This window comes from Pseudomonas sp. 05L36 (assembly GCF_056398125.1).
The window spans coordinates 100,591-115,255 of the sequence record NZ_JBFTOU010000009.1; the positions used below are offsets into that span (position 1 = coordinate 100,591).

Annotated in this window: 11 protein-coding genes and 1 pseudogene; 1 reads left to right on the forward strand and 11 read right to left on the reverse strand. The window is 59.1% G+C overall.

Annotated elements, in window-relative coordinates:
* Positions 1-67: 67 nt before the first annotated feature.
* The 8 genes from AC1DKH_RS12475 to ppsA all read right to left on the reverse strand — a co-directional run bounded on the left by AC1DKH_RS12475 (position 68) and on the right by ppsA (position 8,277).
* A complete protein-coding gene (locus tag AC1DKH_RS12475; RefSeq protein ID WP_477752605.1) occupies positions 68-1,114 on the reverse strand; it encodes an OmpA family protein in 1,047 nt (348 codons plus the stop codon).
* Between the two features lie 107 nt (positions 1,115-1,221).
* Positions 1,222-1,812 (reverse strand): RNA polymerase sigma factor SigX, encoded by a 591-nt coding sequence (gene sigX, locus AC1DKH_RS12480; protein WP_081501652.1) that lies wholly within the window; start codon positions 1,810-1,812, stop codon positions 1,222-1,224.
* A gap of 90 nt (positions 1,813-1,902) precedes the next feature.
* Positions 1,903-2,727, reverse strand: a complete 825-nt coding sequence (locus AC1DKH_RS12485) for a mechanosensitive ion channel family protein (RefSeq protein WP_223544160.1) — start codon at positions 2,725-2,727, stop codon at positions 1,903-1,905.
* A 2-nt stretch (positions 2,728-2,729) separates the two neighbouring features.
* Positions 2,730-2,978 (reverse strand): hypothetical protein, encoded by a 249-nt coding sequence (locus AC1DKH_RS12490; RefSeq protein WP_007996720.1) that lies wholly within the window; start codon positions 2,976-2,978, stop codon positions 2,730-2,732.
* A gap of 62 nt (positions 2,979-3,040) precedes the next feature.
* A complete protein-coding gene (locus AC1DKH_RS12495) occupies positions 3,041-4,036 on the reverse strand; it encodes a zinc transporter ZntB (protein WP_477798307.1) in 996 nt (331 codons plus the stop codon).
* A gap of 27 nt (positions 4,037-4,063) precedes the next feature.
* The gene (gene rraA, locus AC1DKH_RS12500) at positions 4,064-4,552 is read right to left on the reverse strand and encodes a ribonuclease E activity regulator RraA (protein WP_477752622.1); all 489 of its coding nucleotides are present in this window, start codon (positions 4,550-4,552) and stop codon (positions 4,064-4,066) included.
* A 140-nt stretch (positions 4,553-4,692) separates the two neighbouring features.
* Positions 4,693-5,682 (reverse strand): alpha/beta fold hydrolase, encoded by a 990-nt coding sequence (locus AC1DKH_RS12505; RefSeq protein ID WP_477798308.1) that lies wholly within the window; start codon positions 5,680-5,682, stop codon positions 4,693-4,695.
* Between the two features lie 219 nt (positions 5,683-5,901).
* Positions 5,902-8,277, reverse strand: coding sequence for a phosphoenolpyruvate synthase (gene ppsA, locus AC1DKH_RS12510; RefSeq protein WP_477798309.1), 2,376 nt, complete (start codon positions 8,275-8,277; stop codon positions 5,902-5,904).
* A 174-nt stretch (positions 8,278-8,451) separates the two neighbouring features.
* On the opposite strand from ppsA, the gene ppsR reads away from it, so the two are divergent.
* Positions 8,452-9,270 carry a posphoenolpyruvate synthetase regulatory kinase/phosphorylase PpsR gene (gene ppsR, locus AC1DKH_RS12515; protein ID WP_477752599.1) on the forward strand — a complete coding sequence of 273 codons (819 nt, stop codon included), beginning with the start codon at positions 8,452-8,454 and terminating at the stop codon, positions 9,268-9,270.
* Positions 9,271-9,311: 41 nt separating this feature from the next.
* Here the strand turns inward: ppsR and prpD are convergent.
* The 3 genes and pseudogenes from prpD to acnD all read right to left on the reverse strand — a co-directional run.
* Positions 9,312-10,613: pseudogene (gene prpD / locus AC1DKH_RS12520) on the reverse strand (2-methylcitrate dehydratase); the annotation flags it as partial.
* 116 nt (positions 10,614-10,729) lie between these two features.
* On the reverse strand, positions 10,730-11,920 hold the full coding sequence (gene prpF, locus AC1DKH_RS12525) for a 2-methylaconitate cis-trans isomerase PrpF (protein ID WP_477798310.1): 1,191 nt from the start codon (positions 11,918-11,920) through the stop codon (positions 10,730-10,732).
* A gap of 66 nt (positions 11,921-11,986) precedes the next feature.
* Positions 11,987-14,581, reverse strand: a complete 2,595-nt coding sequence (gene acnD / locus AC1DKH_RS12530; RefSeq protein ID WP_477798311.1) for a Fe/S-dependent 2-methylisocitrate dehydratase AcnD — start codon at positions 14,579-14,581, stop codon at positions 11,987-11,989.
* Positions 14,582-14,665 lie beyond the last annotated feature (84 nt).

The following is a 14,665-nucleotide window of genomic DNA, read 5'->3' on the forward strand; positions in this document are numbered from 1 at the left end:
TCCTCACTAAATCGCAGACAAAGAAAAGCCCGGCCTAAGCCGGGCTTTTCTCAGAGCTGCGAGCTAATTACTTAGCGTGAGCTTCAACCTGCGCTTCTACGCGACGGTTAACAGCGCGACCAGCTTCAGTTTTGTTGTCAGCAACCGGGCGGGATTCGCCGTAGCCAACGGACTGAATGCGGGACGACTCAACACCGTACTGGTTGGTCAGAACTTGCTTAACGGCGTTTGCACGACGCTCGGACAGTTTCTGGTTGTAAGCGTCAGGACCGACGTTGTCGGTGTGACCTTCAACAGTAGTGGTGGTGGACGGGTACTGCTTCATGAAGTCAGCCAGGTTCTTGATGTCGCCGTAGCTGTTTGGCTTGACTGCCGACTTGTTGAAGTCGAACTTCACGTCCAGCTCTACACGAACGACTTCAGCAACAGCTGGGCAACCATCAGCGTCAACAGTAACGTTGGCTGGGGTGTCCGGGCACTTGTCAACGTTGTCGCAAACGCCATCGTTGTCGCTGTCGGAGCAGACTTCTGGAGCTGGAACCGGAGCAGCAGCAGGCTTGTTGCCGCCACCGAAGTTCACGCCCAGACCTACGGACGGGATGTAGTCCCAACGGCCGTTGTCCAGCTTGTAGTCAGCTTCTACGCCAGCACGAGCGTAAACGTTTTCAACGAAGTAGTACTTAACGCCAGCGCCAGCAGTCAGGAAAGTCGACTGGTCACGACCGGTGTGGCCGTCAGCGGCTACGTTGGTCATGCTGCCGTGCTTGACACCACCTTGAACGTAAGGACGCAGAGCGTCGCCAGCGTTGTTGAAGTGGTATTGAGCGTTCAGACCAAACTGGTCGCCTTCGATTTTCTGGTTGCCGGTGTTGTTGTTCGAACGGGTGTAGTCATCGTTGTTGTAGGTGAAGTTCAACGATACGTCGTCGGTCAAGAAGTAACCGATGGAGGCGCCAGGAGTGTAGCCGTCTTCAACGTTGTTAACGCTGTCGTTGTACTTCTTCCCGTAGTTGAGCTCGCCTTCAACTGCGCCTTGGCCTTGTGCCAGTGCGCCGAACGAAGTAGCGGCAATAAGAGTACCAATGGCCAAGCCCAAGGTGTTTTTCAGTTTCATCCGTTAAATCCCCATCTGGTGATTGTGAAGCAGTCCCGCAAACCGGGGGACAACTCGGCGGCAAGTCTAACAGAACTTGCCTACACGTAAGAGATATTTGCGCTGAACTAAGTTTCAGCAATGCCTGCAAATTTCTCACGCAATTTATCTAGAGCGCGCTTGTACCGCATTTTTGTTGCACTCAAACCCATGTGCATGATGTCTGCGATCTCCTGAAACTCCAGCTCTGCGACAAATCGTAGCACCAGAATTTCGCGGTCAATCGGGTTCACATACACCAACCAGCGATCGAGTCCACCCTTTTCCTCAGGTTTCGGCGCCTTTTCTTCGGACGCTTCCTCAAGGGGGTCAAGACTCAATGCGTCCATCAAGCGACGCTTTCGCCGTTCCTTTCGATATTGTGTGATGCACTCGTTGTACGTGATGCTATATAGCCACGTCTTGAACTTCGATTTACCTTCGAAGTTCTTCAGGCCATACAGCACCTTCAACATGACCTCCTGACAGACATCGTCTGCGTCGCGATCGTTCCCGAGATATCGTGCACACACGTTAAATAATGTTCGTTGGTAACGCCGCATCAGCTCTTCATAGGCGCGTGTTACGTGAAACAGTTCGGTATGCGAGCGCGCGACCAACTCCTCATCAGAGAGCTCGCGGGGGTCGTAGCGCATGGATAACGATTGGGTTTTATTCAAAACAAGTCGGGCCGACAGTCAGGTCAATGTCCGCCGCAGCCAGCATCAGCAGGCATTTTGCGGCGGCATACATTAGCAGGGTTTGCCGGGTTAGTGGCTACTCACATGCTGCTCAAGGAGGATCCGATTGGAAAGAGAGACTAGCTCACCCTCATCGGTCAGCAATGTGGTTTTAACCGTGCCGATCTCTTCGATCTGGCCTTCGACCTCGCCAACACGTACTTGTTGCCCAACCTGGTACAGCTCGCGCACGTAGATTCCCGCAAGAATCTGGCCGGCAATTTCCCGGCTTCCCAACCCCATGGCCAGCGCTACCGCCAGACCAACGGTTATCAACACAATCACGATCACATGGTTCAGCAGGTCAGTCTTGACCTCCAGCTGGCTGATCGCAACCGAAATACTGATGATGATCACCAGGCCCTGGGCAATTCGACCAAGCCCTGAAGCATAGTCCAGGCCCACGCCTTCTGCCGCTCCACGCACCAGCCCGTTGGCCAGTTGCGCCAGCAAAACACCTACCAGCAACACCAGCGCCGCGCCGAAAACCTTCGGCAGATACAACGCTAGCATATCCAGCGTAGCTGAAACCCGCTCAAGTCCAAGTGATTCTGCGGCGGAAACCAGAAAAATAAGCAGAATGAACCAATAGACGATCTTGCCGATCAGGGTCGAGATAGGAACTTGCAGTCCAGCGCGGGACAGCAGCTTGGTCAGGCCAGTGCCGCCCATCAAGCGGTCAAGGCCCAGTTTGGCGAGCAACTTGGAGAGCAGGGTGTCCAGCAGTTTGGCCACGACAAAACCCAACAGCAGCACAACCAGTGCGCCGAACAGGTTCGGAATGAAGTTCGCAACCTTGGTCCACAACGCAGTCATTGCAGTGACGAGGCTCTGAGTCCAGAGATCAAGTTCCATATTCAATCAGCCTTATCAGCAGTGCGAGCAGCAGGTTTACGAAGACGGGATACCGGCGCGACATGGGCCGATCCGTTATTCAGGGCGATCATCAGTGCGGGCAACCAGCGCCCCAGCAGACTGAACAAATCACCGGCGCCAACCTGGCGGTTGGCGGTTTTCAGCACACGCCCCAGGCACGCATCGTCGTCCCGCGTGGACGGTGAGGCCTTGAGCATGTCGCGTAAAGACTGTTCAAACGGATCGTGCATACGCACCTCTCGTGATGTCTGTGGGAGACGCGGTCAGTTTTGCTCGGGTCACATGGTTTCCCTCAGACCCAGCACAAACGTCGGAATAACCACCACTGCCCCAGCGCCACCGCGACCATCATCAGGCAGGCGATCAGAAAGCCATAAGGGCTGGCAGAGAATGGAATGCCACCGACGTTGATCCCCAAAAGCCCGGTCAGAAAACTCATTGGCAAAAAGATCCCGGTGATGACGCCAAAGCGATACATCGTGCGATTCATGCGCACGCTCAACCGACGGTCTTCAGCTTCCAGGACCAGCCCCACCCGCTCCCGGGTCAATTCCAGCTCTTCGAGGTAGCGGGTCAGGCTGTTGTTCAATTCGTTCCAGTAATCACCATCGTCCTCGACGAACCAGGGCAACTTGATCCGCGTCAATTGCCCGAAAATATCCCGCTGCGGAGCGAGAAAACGCTTCAACGCGGCGGCCCGGCGACGGATCTGCAATACAGCACCGTGCTCCGGCGCATACCGTTCGTCGGAATCTAGCTTTTCTTCTTCCTCATCGACCACCTCCGAGAGGTCACTGACCAGATCCTGCACCTTGTTGGTGAGGTACTGCGCCATGTACAGGATGAGTTCGGAGGCTGTTTTCGGCCCTTTGCCGTCGGCCAGTTGCACCAACAGTTCTTCAGTGGCGCGCAACGGACGCAAACGCAGGGAAATGACGCGCTGTGCAGAGCCGAAGATCCGCACCGACACCATGTCTTCAGGCTCGGCACCGGGGTTCAGATTGACCCCGCGCAAAAATAGCAGCAGTTCGCTGTCTGAAAGCTGTAAAAGTCGCGGACGGGTGTTTTCTTCGAGTAACAGGTCACAGCTGAATTCGCTTAGACCGCTGGAATTGCGCAACCAGGTCCGGGTTTGCGGATGACTGCGATCCCAATGCAGCCACAGGCTTTCATGGGCCTGCAGCTGCAAGTCATCGAGTTCAGTCCGGGCAATCGAACGCGCGCCGCCTCTACCGTCCAGCACCAGGGCATGCACCAGCCCCCATTGCGCGTTTTCTTCCTCGAACATCCGCACTCCTTTGGTTGGCTCGACGTTTTATTCAGGCATCTTCAGCGGGCTTGGCGAGACGATCACGCCATTGTTGTCCGCATAAATGTATTCGCCTGGACGGAACGTCACACCGGCAAACGTCACCACAACGTTGAGATCGCCGAGCCCGCGCCTGTCGGATTTCCTCGGGTGGCTGGCGAGGGCCTGAACGCCCAGATCGGTCTGCGCAACGATATCGACGTCGCGGATGCAACCGTAGATTACCAGCCCTTCCCAACCGTTTTTCGCGGCTTTCTCGGCCAGCATGTCCCCCAGCAACGCATGACGCAGGGAACCGCCACCGTCTACCACCAGCACTTTGCCATTCCCCTTGAGCTCGACCTGCTCCTTGACCCGCGAGTTGTCTTCGAAGCACTTGATGGTCACGATTTCGCCACCGAAGGAATCACGGCCGCCGAAATTGCTGAACATCGGTTCCAGCACCTGCACCAGTTCCGGATAGGCGTCGCACAGGTCAGGCGTGAGGTAATGGATCATCGAGAAACTCCTGTAAAGAGGAAGACAGCACGAACATCAGTGATGACTCAGCCACGGAAAGTGACCGGAACAGCTCAATGCGTCATATCTTAGCCGCAAGCCGATCAGAGCGAAATGCCCTTGTTAGAGCGTCAGGCTCAAACCGTCGCGGCCAAATCCCGTTGATCTCCCAACAACGGTGCCTGCTGATCCGCCAGCCAGCGGGTCACCAACGGCCAGACTTCGGCCTGGGCGGGTTTGCTGACGAGCATTTCAACATGGCCGAAATTGTCGGCGAAACCTTGGTCTCGACCCAGGTTGATAAATTGCTTGTGCTCCGAACCGAATTGCTCGAACAGTTTGCGGCACGCCCACGCAGGATCCTGATGATCACCCGCTGCGCTCACGGCGAGCACCGGCAACTTGACCTCGGCCAAACCCGCCCACCAGTTTTTCTCGGCATCGCCAAAACGCCCGAACAGGCCAAACCAACGCATGCTTTCCAGGGCCAGGCCGATCGGCTCGTCCTCCGGGCCGCGCTTGAGCCTTGAACCGGACAACTGGGCGAAACGCTTGAGAATGAAGCGGCCGCCCCACTCCACCGGTGGAATCTTCAAGGGCCAGTAAGTGCGGCTGACCTGGGTGCCAAAAAACGCCGCCGAGGCCACGACCGACTCACCGATGTACTCGCCACCCAGCGCCGCCGCCAGGGTAATACCGCCCAGTGAGTGACCGATCCAGTGCGGGGCCTGCCCGCTCTGCTCGCGCACGAACGCGCCGATGGCCGGCAGATCATAGCGAGCGTAGTCGGCGACTCGGTTCTTGCGGTAGTCGTGGTTACGTTGGGACAGGCCGTGACCGCGCATTTCCGGAATCCACACGTCGAACCCCAATCGAGCCAGATAAGCGCCCAACCCCAGGCCCTTGGGAGAAAACCAGAACCGGCGATTGGAAAAGCTGCCGTGCAGCAGGATCACCGGCACGCCACGGGAGGACGACTCATCGGCCATGCCAAGACGCGTCACAGCCAGTTCGACGGTGAAGTCGGGGCTGTTACCGGGTTTCAAACGATAGACATCTTCGCTCAAATCGCCGCGCCGTTCGGCGCTGATCAGAGCGACAGGAAATAGGTTGCTGCTGCTTTGCATAATCTCTTGCACAAAAAAGGGCGGCATCCAGATGGAGCCCGCCCTGCTTGAATCTCAAAAAGACCGCTCCCTGACGCTACGTCGTCCCCTGTAGGAGCGAGCTTGCTCGCGAAAAACTTCAGGACACCGCGTTTATCCAGATTAAACGCGTTATCGTTTGCGTCCATCGCGAGCAAGCTCGCTCCTACAAAGGTATGTGAGCGGGCCGTTCACACGCTATCAGGCCGAAGCTTGACCTTCCGCCAGGAAGAACCAGGTTTCCAGTACGGAGTCCGGGTTCAACGAAACGCTTTCAATGCCCTGTTCCATCAGCCACTTGGCCAGGTCCGGGTGGTCCGAAGGGCCCTGACCGCAGATGCCGATGTACTTGCCGGCCTTGTTGCACGCGGCAATGGCGTTGGCCAGCAACTTCTTGACTGCCGGATTACGCTCATCGAACAGATGCGCAATGATCCCGGAGTCACGGTCCAGGCCCAGGGTCAACTGGGTCAGGTCGTTGGAGCCGATGGAGAAACCGTCGAAGAACTCGAGGAATTCTTCCGCCAGGATGGCGTTGGACGGCAGTTCGCACATCATGATCACGCGCAGGCCGTTCTGGCCACGGGCCAGGCCGTTTTCCGCCAGCAGATCGACCACCTGGCTCGCTTCGCCCAAGGTACGGACGAATGGCACCATGATTTCGACGTTGGTCAGGCCCATCTCGTTGCGCACACGCTTCAGAGCGCGGCACTCGAGCTCGAAGCAGTCGCGGAACGATTCGCTGATGTAACGCGAAGCGCCGCGAAAGCCCAGCATCGGGTTCTCCTCTTCCGGCTCGTAGAGTTTGCCGCCGATCAGGTTGGCGTATTCGTTGGACTTGAAGTCCGACAGGCGCACGATGACTTTCTTCGGCCAGAACGCAGCTGCCAGGGTGCTGATGCCTTCGACCAGTTTTTCGACGTAGAAGCCGACCGGGTCGTTGTAGCCGGCAATGCGCTTGTCGACGCTTTCCTTGATGTCCAGCGGCAGGCCGTCGTAGTTCAGCAGTGCTTTAGGGTGCACGCCGATCATGCGGTTGATGATGAACTCCAGGCGGGCCAGACCCACACCAGCGTTCGGCAGCTGCGCGAAGTCGAAGGCGCGGTCCGGGTTGCCGACGTTCATCATGATCTTGAACGGCAGCTCCGGCATGGCGTCCACGGAGTTCTTCTTGATGTCGAAGCCCAGTTCGCCTTCGAAGATGAAACCGGTGTCGCCTTCAGCGCAGGAAACGGTCACGCCCTGGCCGTCTTTCAACAGCTGGGTGGCGTTGCCGCAACCCACTACAGCCGGGATACCCAGCTCACGGGCGATGATCGCCGCGTGGCAAGTACGGCCGCCACGGTTGGTGACGATGGCGCTGGCGCGTTTCATGACCGGCTCCCAGTCCGGGTCGGTCATGTCGGAAACCAGTACGTCGCCTGGCTGGACCTTGTCCATCTCGGACACGTCCTTGATGATGCGGACCTTGCCGGCGCCGATGCGCTGGCCGATGGCGCGGCCTTCCACCAGCACGGTGCCGGTCTCTTTCAACAGGTAACGTTCCATGACGTTGGCCTGGGTGCGGCTCTTCACGGTTTCCGGACGGGCCTGCACGATGTACAGCTTGCCGTCGTCACCGTCCTTGGCCCACTCGATGTCCATCGGGCACTTGTAGTGCTTCTCGATGATCATCGCCTGCTTGGCCAACTCGCTGACTTCGGCGTCGGTCAGGCAGAAGCGGGCGCGATCGGCCTTGTCCACGTCGACGGTCTTCACCGAACGACCGGCCTTGGCCTCGTCGCCGTAGATCATCTTGATGGCCTTGCTGCCCAGGTTGCGGCGCAGGATGGCCGGACGACCAGCCGCCAGCGTGCCCTTGTGGACGTAGAACTCATCCGGGTTCACCGCGCCTTGTACGACGGTTTCACCCAGGCCGTAGGCGCCGGTGATGAACACCACGTCACGGAAGCCCGATTCGGTATCGAGGGTGAACATCACGCCGGCGGTGCCGGTTTCGGAACGGACCATGCGCTGCACGCCAGCGGACAGGGCAACCAGCTTGTGGTCGAAGCCCTGGTGCACGCGATAGGAAATGGCGCGGTCGTTGAACAGCGAAGCGAACACCTCTTTGGCGGCGCGGATGACGTTTTCCACACCACGGATGTTCAGGAAGGTTTCCTGCTGGCCGGCGAAGGAAGCGTCCGGCAAGTCTTCGGCGGTGGCGGAAGAACGCACGGCCACGGCCATGTCAGGGTTGCCGGCGGACAGCGTAGCGAACGCGGTACGAATTTCGGCATTCAGTTTTTCAGGGAATTCGGCTTCCATGATCCACTGGCGGATCTGGGCACCGGTTTTGGCCAGGGCATTCACGTCATCGACGTCCAGGGCATCGAGGGCGTCGTGAATCTGCTGGTTCAGGCCGCTCAGCTCCAGAAAATCACGATAAGCCTGAGCGGTCGTGGCGAAGCCACCGGGCACCGATACACCGGCGCCTGCCAGATTGCTGATCATCTCGCCGAGGGATGCGTTCTTGCCCCCCACATGCTCTACATCATGGACGCCGAGCTTATCGAGGGAAACTACGTACTCTACCAAGGTGATCTCTCCACTAACTGTGTTGGAAAAGCTCAGAAACCGGCTGCTTGAATGAGCATTTACCGGCTATATGGCCTGGACCTGGAAAATAAGTGAGAATGCGGGCCATTGGCGGCCGGCAAATCGCGCCTATCATATCCAAGATTCGTCACTAGCTTAAGGCCCAAGGTGCAAATGAAACGATCTGCTTTCTTTATCTCCGATGGTACCGGCATTACCGCCGAAGCCCTCGGCCAAAGCCTTCTGGCGCAGTTCGAAAACATTACCTTCAGCAAAGTCACGCGTCCGTACATCGACAACGTGGACAAAGCGCGGGCCATGGTACAACAAATCAACAAAGCCGCCGAAACAGACGGCTTCCGTCCGATTATCTTCGACACCATCGTCAATCAGGACATTCGTGAGATTCTCGCAACCTCGAATGGTTTCATGATCGACATTTTCTCGACGTTCCTGGCACCGCTTGAACAGGAGCTGACCGAGCATTCTTCCTACACCGTGGGCAAATCCCATTCCATCGGCTCGAACACCAATTATATGGAACGCATCGAGGCGGTGAACTTCGCCCTCGACAACGACGACGGCGCCCGCACGCACTATTACGACAAGGCCGACCTGATACTAGTGGGTGTGTCGCGATGTGGTAAGACGCCGACGTGCCTGTACATGGCCATGCAATTCGGTATCCGCGCAGCCAACTACCCGCTGACCGAAGACGACATGGAACGCCTGCAACTGCCAAACGCCCTGCGCGCCCACCAGCACAAGCTGTTCGGCCTGACCATCGACCCAGACCGCCTCACCGCGATCCGCAACGAGCGCAAGCCCAACAGCCGCTATTCGAGCTACGCCCAGTGCGAGTTCGAAGTGCGCGAGGTCGAGAACCTGTTCCGCCGCGCAAACATCCCGCACATCAACTCCACGCATTTTTCGGTGGAAGAAATCTCCGCGAAGATTCTTGTCGAGAAAGGCGTCGAGCGGCGGTTCAAGTAACTCTCGACACGCCCCCTGTAGGAGCTGCCGCAGGCTGCGATTTCCACCACCACATTCTCAGTGTTCGAACCATCCTTGAAGAACACCTGCACCGCATTGGCAATCGAGCGTTTATCCGCCTCCAGGTATTCACGGGTGTAACGCGGCTCTTCGACGATGACCATTTTCTCGCGAAGCACATCGATGATTGGATGCGCCTTGTGGAAATCGTCCTCGTAGTGCTCCGCCACCAGATTGCCGAAGGCCAGCGGCACGGCGGTCATGTACTGGATGCAGTGATCGCGGTCGGCGGCGTTTGCCAATGGACCGACTTTGGAAATGATGCGAATCGCCGATTCATGGGTGGTGATGACGATCCTGTCGATTTCGTGCAGGCGATTACGCACTTGCGGATGCAAGGTCACCGCCGCTTCGCAGGCCGTTTGCGCATGGAACTCGGCGGGAAAACTGATCTTGAACAGCACGTGTTCCATCACATAACTGCCGTACGGCCGCGAGAAACTGAACCCGCGCCTGTCTTCTGGCTTGAGTGCCAGATCGCTATTGGTGTGGCTGAACAGTACGTCGTAAAAACCCCACTGCTTGGCACTCAATACGCCGGGGATGCCCATCTCGCCGCGCATCGCAATGTCCGCCAGGCGCACGCCACGACTGGACGCATCGCCCGCCGCCCAGGACTTGCGCGAGCCGGCATTCGGCGCATGCCGGTACGTGCGCAAGGCCTGACCGTCGGCAAAGGCGTGGGACAACGCCGACAACAACTGTTCGCGATTGGCGCCCATCAGCTTGGCCGCAACCGCGGTCGAGGCGACTTTCACCAGAATCACGTGATCGAGGCCGACGCGGTTGAACGAATTCTCAAGGGCGATCACGCCTTGAATCTCGTGGGCCATGATCATCGATTCAAGCACCGTGCGAACGGTCAGCGGCGCCTCGCCATTGGCCAGGCGCTTTTGCGACAGGTGGTCGGCCACCGCGAGAATACCGCCGAGGTTATCCGACGGATGTCCCCACTCGGCGGCGAGCCAGGTGTCGTTGTAGTCGAGCCAGCGCACGATGCAGCCGATGTCCCACGCCGCCTTCACCGGATCGAGCCGGTAACTGGTGCCCGGCACGCGGGCGCCGAACGGCACGACGGTGCCTTCGACCACAGGCCCCAGGTGCTTGGTGCACTCCGGGAAACGCAGGGCCAGCAAGCCGCACCCCAAGGTATCGATCAGGCAGTTACGCGCGGTATCCAGCGCCTCTTCAGACTCGATCTTGAAGTTGAGAATGTAATCGGCAATGTCCTGCAGGACCTTGTCGTAGTCCGGACGGTTGTTCAGGTCGACGTTGGCACTCATGTTCGATTCACCTGTAGGAGCTGGCTTGCCAGCGAAAGCGGTGTCACGGATAACAAAGATGTTGAATTTGACGGCCTCTTCGCTGGCAAGCCAGCTCCTACAGGAATTAATGTGGGTTAGAAAGAATCACCCGGCACCCGCACAAACCCTTCCATCAACACCCGCGCACTGCGGCTCATGATTGCCTTGTTCACGGTCCATTCGCCATTGACCTGACTGGCCTCGGCGCCGACACGCAGGGTGCCGGACGGATGGCCGAAGCGCACCGCATTGCGTTCGATACCGCCTGCAGCGAGGTTCACCAAAGTGCCGGAAATCGCTGCGGCCGTACCGATCGCCACTGCCGCCGTGCCCATCATCGCGTGGTGCAACTTGCCCATGGACAATGCACGCACCAGCAGGTCGACATCCCCCGCCGCTATCGCCTTGCCGCTTGATGCCACGTAGTCCGCAGGCTTGGCCACGAAGGCCACCTTCGGCGTGTGCTGCCGCTTGGCCGCTTCGTCGATGTTCGAAATCAGACCCATGCGTAGCGCGCCGTAGGCACGGATGGTTTCGAACATCAGCAAGGCTTTCGGATCGCCATTGATCGCGCCCTGCAACTCGGTGCCTTTGTAGCCGATGTCTTCGGCATTGACGAAAATCGTCGGGATGCCGGCGTTGATCATGGTCGCCTTGAAGGTACCGACGCCGGGCACTTCCAGGTCATCCACCAGGTTGCCGGTAGGGAACATCGAACCGCCGCCGCCCTCTTCATCCGCTGCCGGATCGAGAAACTCGATCTGCACTTCGGCCGCCGGGAAGGTCACGCCGTCGAGTTCGAAATCACCGGTTTCCTGCACTTCACCATTGGTGATCGGCACGTGGGCGATGATGGTCTTGCCAATGTTGGCCTGCCACACGCGAACCACCGCCACGCCGTTGTGCGGGATGCGGCTGGCGTCCACCAGACCATTGCTGACGGCGAACGAACCGACCGCCGCCGACAGGTTGCCGCAGTTGCCGCTCCAGTCCACGAACGGCTTGTCGATCGACACCTGACCGAACAGGTAGTCGACATCGTGATCGGCCTTGATGCTTTTCGACAGGATCACGGTTTTGCTGGTGCTGGAAGTCGCGCCGCCCATACCGTCGATTTGCTTGTCGTACGGGTCGGGGCTGCCGATTACGCGCAGCAGCAAAGCGTCGCGGGCCGGGCCTGGGACCTGTGCCGCTTCAGGCAAATTCTTCAGGCTGAAAAACACGCCTTTGCTGGTGCCGCCGCGCATGTAAGTCGCTGGAATTTTGATCTGCGGTGCATGAGCCATGGTGCTCGTTACTCCTAATCTGAAAGCAGACACGGGACTTGAAGTCCCGTGTCGGTACAGCCTGTTTTAGACGGCGACCGCCGATTCTTCGAGGAAGTCCTGGGCGAAGCGTTGCAACACACCGCCAGCCTCGTAGATCGACACTTCTTCGGCGGTATCGAGGCGGCAGGTCACCGGCACATCGACGCGTTCGCCGTTCTTGCGATGGATCACCAGCGTCAGCTCGGCACGTGGCGTGCGCTCGCCAATCACGTCGTAGGTTTCGCTGCCGTCGATGGCCAGGGTATGACGGTTGGTGCCCGCTTTGAATTCCAGCGGCAACACGCCCATGCCCACCAGGTTGGTGCGGTGAATGCGTTCGAAACCTTCGGCGGCAATCGCTTCCACACCCGCCAGGCGCACGCCCTTGGCCGCCCAGTCGCGGGACGAACCCTGGCCGTAGTCTTGACCTGCGATGATGATCAGCGGCTGCTTGCGATCCATGTAGGTTTCGATGGCTTCCCACATGCGCATCACTTTGCCTTCCGGCTCGACACGGGCCAGCGAACCCTGCTTGACCTTGCCGTTTTCCTGAACCATTTCGTTGAACAGTTTCGGGTTGGCGAAGGTTGCGCGCTGCGCAGTCAGGTGGTCACCACGGTGAGTCGCGTAAGAGTTGAAGTCCTCTTCCGGCAGGCCCATTTTCGCCAGGTATTCGCCGGCGGCGCTGTCGAGCATGATGGCGTTGGACGGCGAAAGGTGATCGGTGGTGATGTTGTCCGGCAGCACCGCCAGCGGACGCATGCCCTTGAGCGGACGTGCCCCGGCCAATGCACCTTCCCAGTACGGCGGACGGCGAATGTAGGTGCTCATCTCGCGCCAGTCGTACAGCGGCGCGACTTTCGGACCGGTGTCTTCGTGGATGGCGAACATCGGGATGTAGACCTGACGGAACTGCTCCGGCTTGACCGAGGCCTTCACCACCGAGTCGATTTCTTCGTCGCTCGGCCAGATGTCTTTCAGGCGGATTTCCTTGCCATCCACCACGCCCAGCACATCTTTTTCGATGTCGAAACGGATGGTACCGGCGATGGCGTAAGCAACGACCAATGGCGGCGACGCGAGGAACGCCTGCTTGGCGTACGGGTGAATCCGGCCGTCAAAGTTGCGGTTACCGGACAACACGGCAGTGGCGTACAGGTCGCGGTCGATGATCTCTTGCTGGATCACCGGATCCAGCGCGCCGGACATGCCGTTGCAGGTGGTGCAGGCGAAGGCCACGACGCCGAATCCGAGCTGCTCCAGCTCATCGGTCAAACCGGCTTCGTCGAGGTACAGCGCGACGGTTTTCGAACCCGGTGCCAAGGACGATTTGACCCACGGCTTGCGGGTCAGGCCGAGCTTGTTGGCGTTGCGCGCCAGCAGGCCGGCGGCGATCACGTTGCGCGGGTTGCTGGTGTTGGTGCAACTGGTGATGGCGGCAATGATCACCGCGCCATCCGGCATCTGGCCAGGTACGTCTTCCCACTGACCGGCGATGCCTTTGGCTGCCAGATCCGAAACCGCGACACGGGCGTGCGGGTTGCTCGGGCCAGCCATGTTGCGCACGACCGAAGACAGGTCGAACGTCAGGCCGCGCTCGTACTGCGCGCCTTTGAGGCTGTCAGCCCACAGGCCGGTCTGCTTGGCGTAGTTCTCGACCAACTGCACCTGCTCGTCTTCACGGCCGGTGAGCTTGAGGTAGTCGATAGTCTGCTGGTCGATGTAGAACATCGCCGCGGTGGCGCCGTATTCCGGGGCCATGTTGGAGATGGTCGCGCGGTCGCCGAGGGTCAGCTTTGACGCGCCTTCGCCGAAGAACTCCAGCCACGCACCGACCACTTTTTGCTGGCGCAGGAACTCGGTCAACGCCAGCACCATGTCGGTGGCGGTGATGCCCGGTTGCAGCTTGCCGGTCAGTTCGACGCCGACGCTTTCCGGCAGGCGCATCCAGGAGGCGCGGCCGAGCATCACGCTCTCTGCTTCCAGGCCGCCAACGCCGATGGCGATCACACCCAGTGCATCGACGTGCGGGGTGTGGCTGTCGGTGCCGACACAGGTGTCGGGGAAGGCCACACCGTCGCGCACCTGGATCACCGGGGACATTTTCTCCAGGTTGATCTGGTGCATGATGCCGTTGCCCGGCGGGATCACGTCGACGTTCTTGAACGCCTTTTTGGTCCAGTTGATGAAGTGGAAACGGTCTTCGTTGCGACGGTCTTCGATGGCGCGGTTCTTCTCGAACGCCTCTGGATCGAAACCACCGCGCTCGACGGCCAGGGAGTGGTCGACGATCAGTTGCGTCGGCACCACCGGGTTGACTTGCGCAGGGTCGCCGCCTTGCAGGGCGATGGCGTCACGCAGGCCGGCAAGGTCGACCAAAGCGGTCTGGCCGAGAATGTCGTGGCACACCACGCGGGCCGGGAACCACGGGAAGTCGAGATCGCGCTTGCGTTCGATGAATTGCTTCAGGGATTCGGTGAGCGTGGCCGGGTCGCAGCGACGCACAAGGTTTTCCGCCAGCACACGGGAGGTGTACGGCAGGGTGTCGTAGGCGCCAGGCTGGATCGCCTCGACCGCTGCGCGGACATCGAAGTAATCCAGTTTGCTGCCGGGCAGCGGTTTACGGAATTCAGTGTTCATCGTCAGGACTCGGTCACGGTGGTTTCAAAGGGTGGGCGCCTGGCGCAGCTCCCGAAGTGAACACGATCTACTGTGGGAGCGAGC

Coding starts and splice junctions, on each gene's coding strand:
- AC1DKH_RS12475 (WP_477752605.1), bottom strand. CDS start 1,114: ATGAAACTGAAAAACACCTTGGGCTTGGCCATTGGTACTCTTATTGCC.
- AC1DKH_RS12485 (WP_223544160.1), bottom strand. CDS start 2,727: ATGGAACTTGATCTCTGGACTCAGAGCCTCGTCACTGCAATGACTGCG.
- AC1DKH_RS12490 (WP_007996720.1), bottom strand. CDS start 2,978: ATGCACGATCCGTTTGAACAGTCTTTACGCGACATGCTCAAGGCCTCA.
- AC1DKH_RS12495 (WP_477798307.1), bottom strand. CDS start 4,036: ATGTTCGAGGAAGAAAACGCGCAATGGGGGCTGGTGCATGCCCTGGTG.
- AC1DKH_RS12505 (WP_477798308.1), bottom strand. CDS start 5,682: ATGCAAAGCAGCAGCAACCTATTTCCTGTCGCTCTGATCAGCGCCGAA.
- ppsR (WP_477752599.1), top strand. CDS start 8,452: ATGAAACGATCTGCTTTCTTTATCTCCGATGGTACCGGCATTACCGCC.
- prpF (WP_477798310.1), bottom strand. CDS start 11,920: ATGGCTCATGCACCGCAGATCAAAATTCCAGCGACTTACATGCGCGGC.
- acnD (WP_477798311.1), bottom strand. CDS start 14,581: ATGAACACTGAATTCCGTAAACCGCTGCCCGGCAGCAAACTGGATTAC.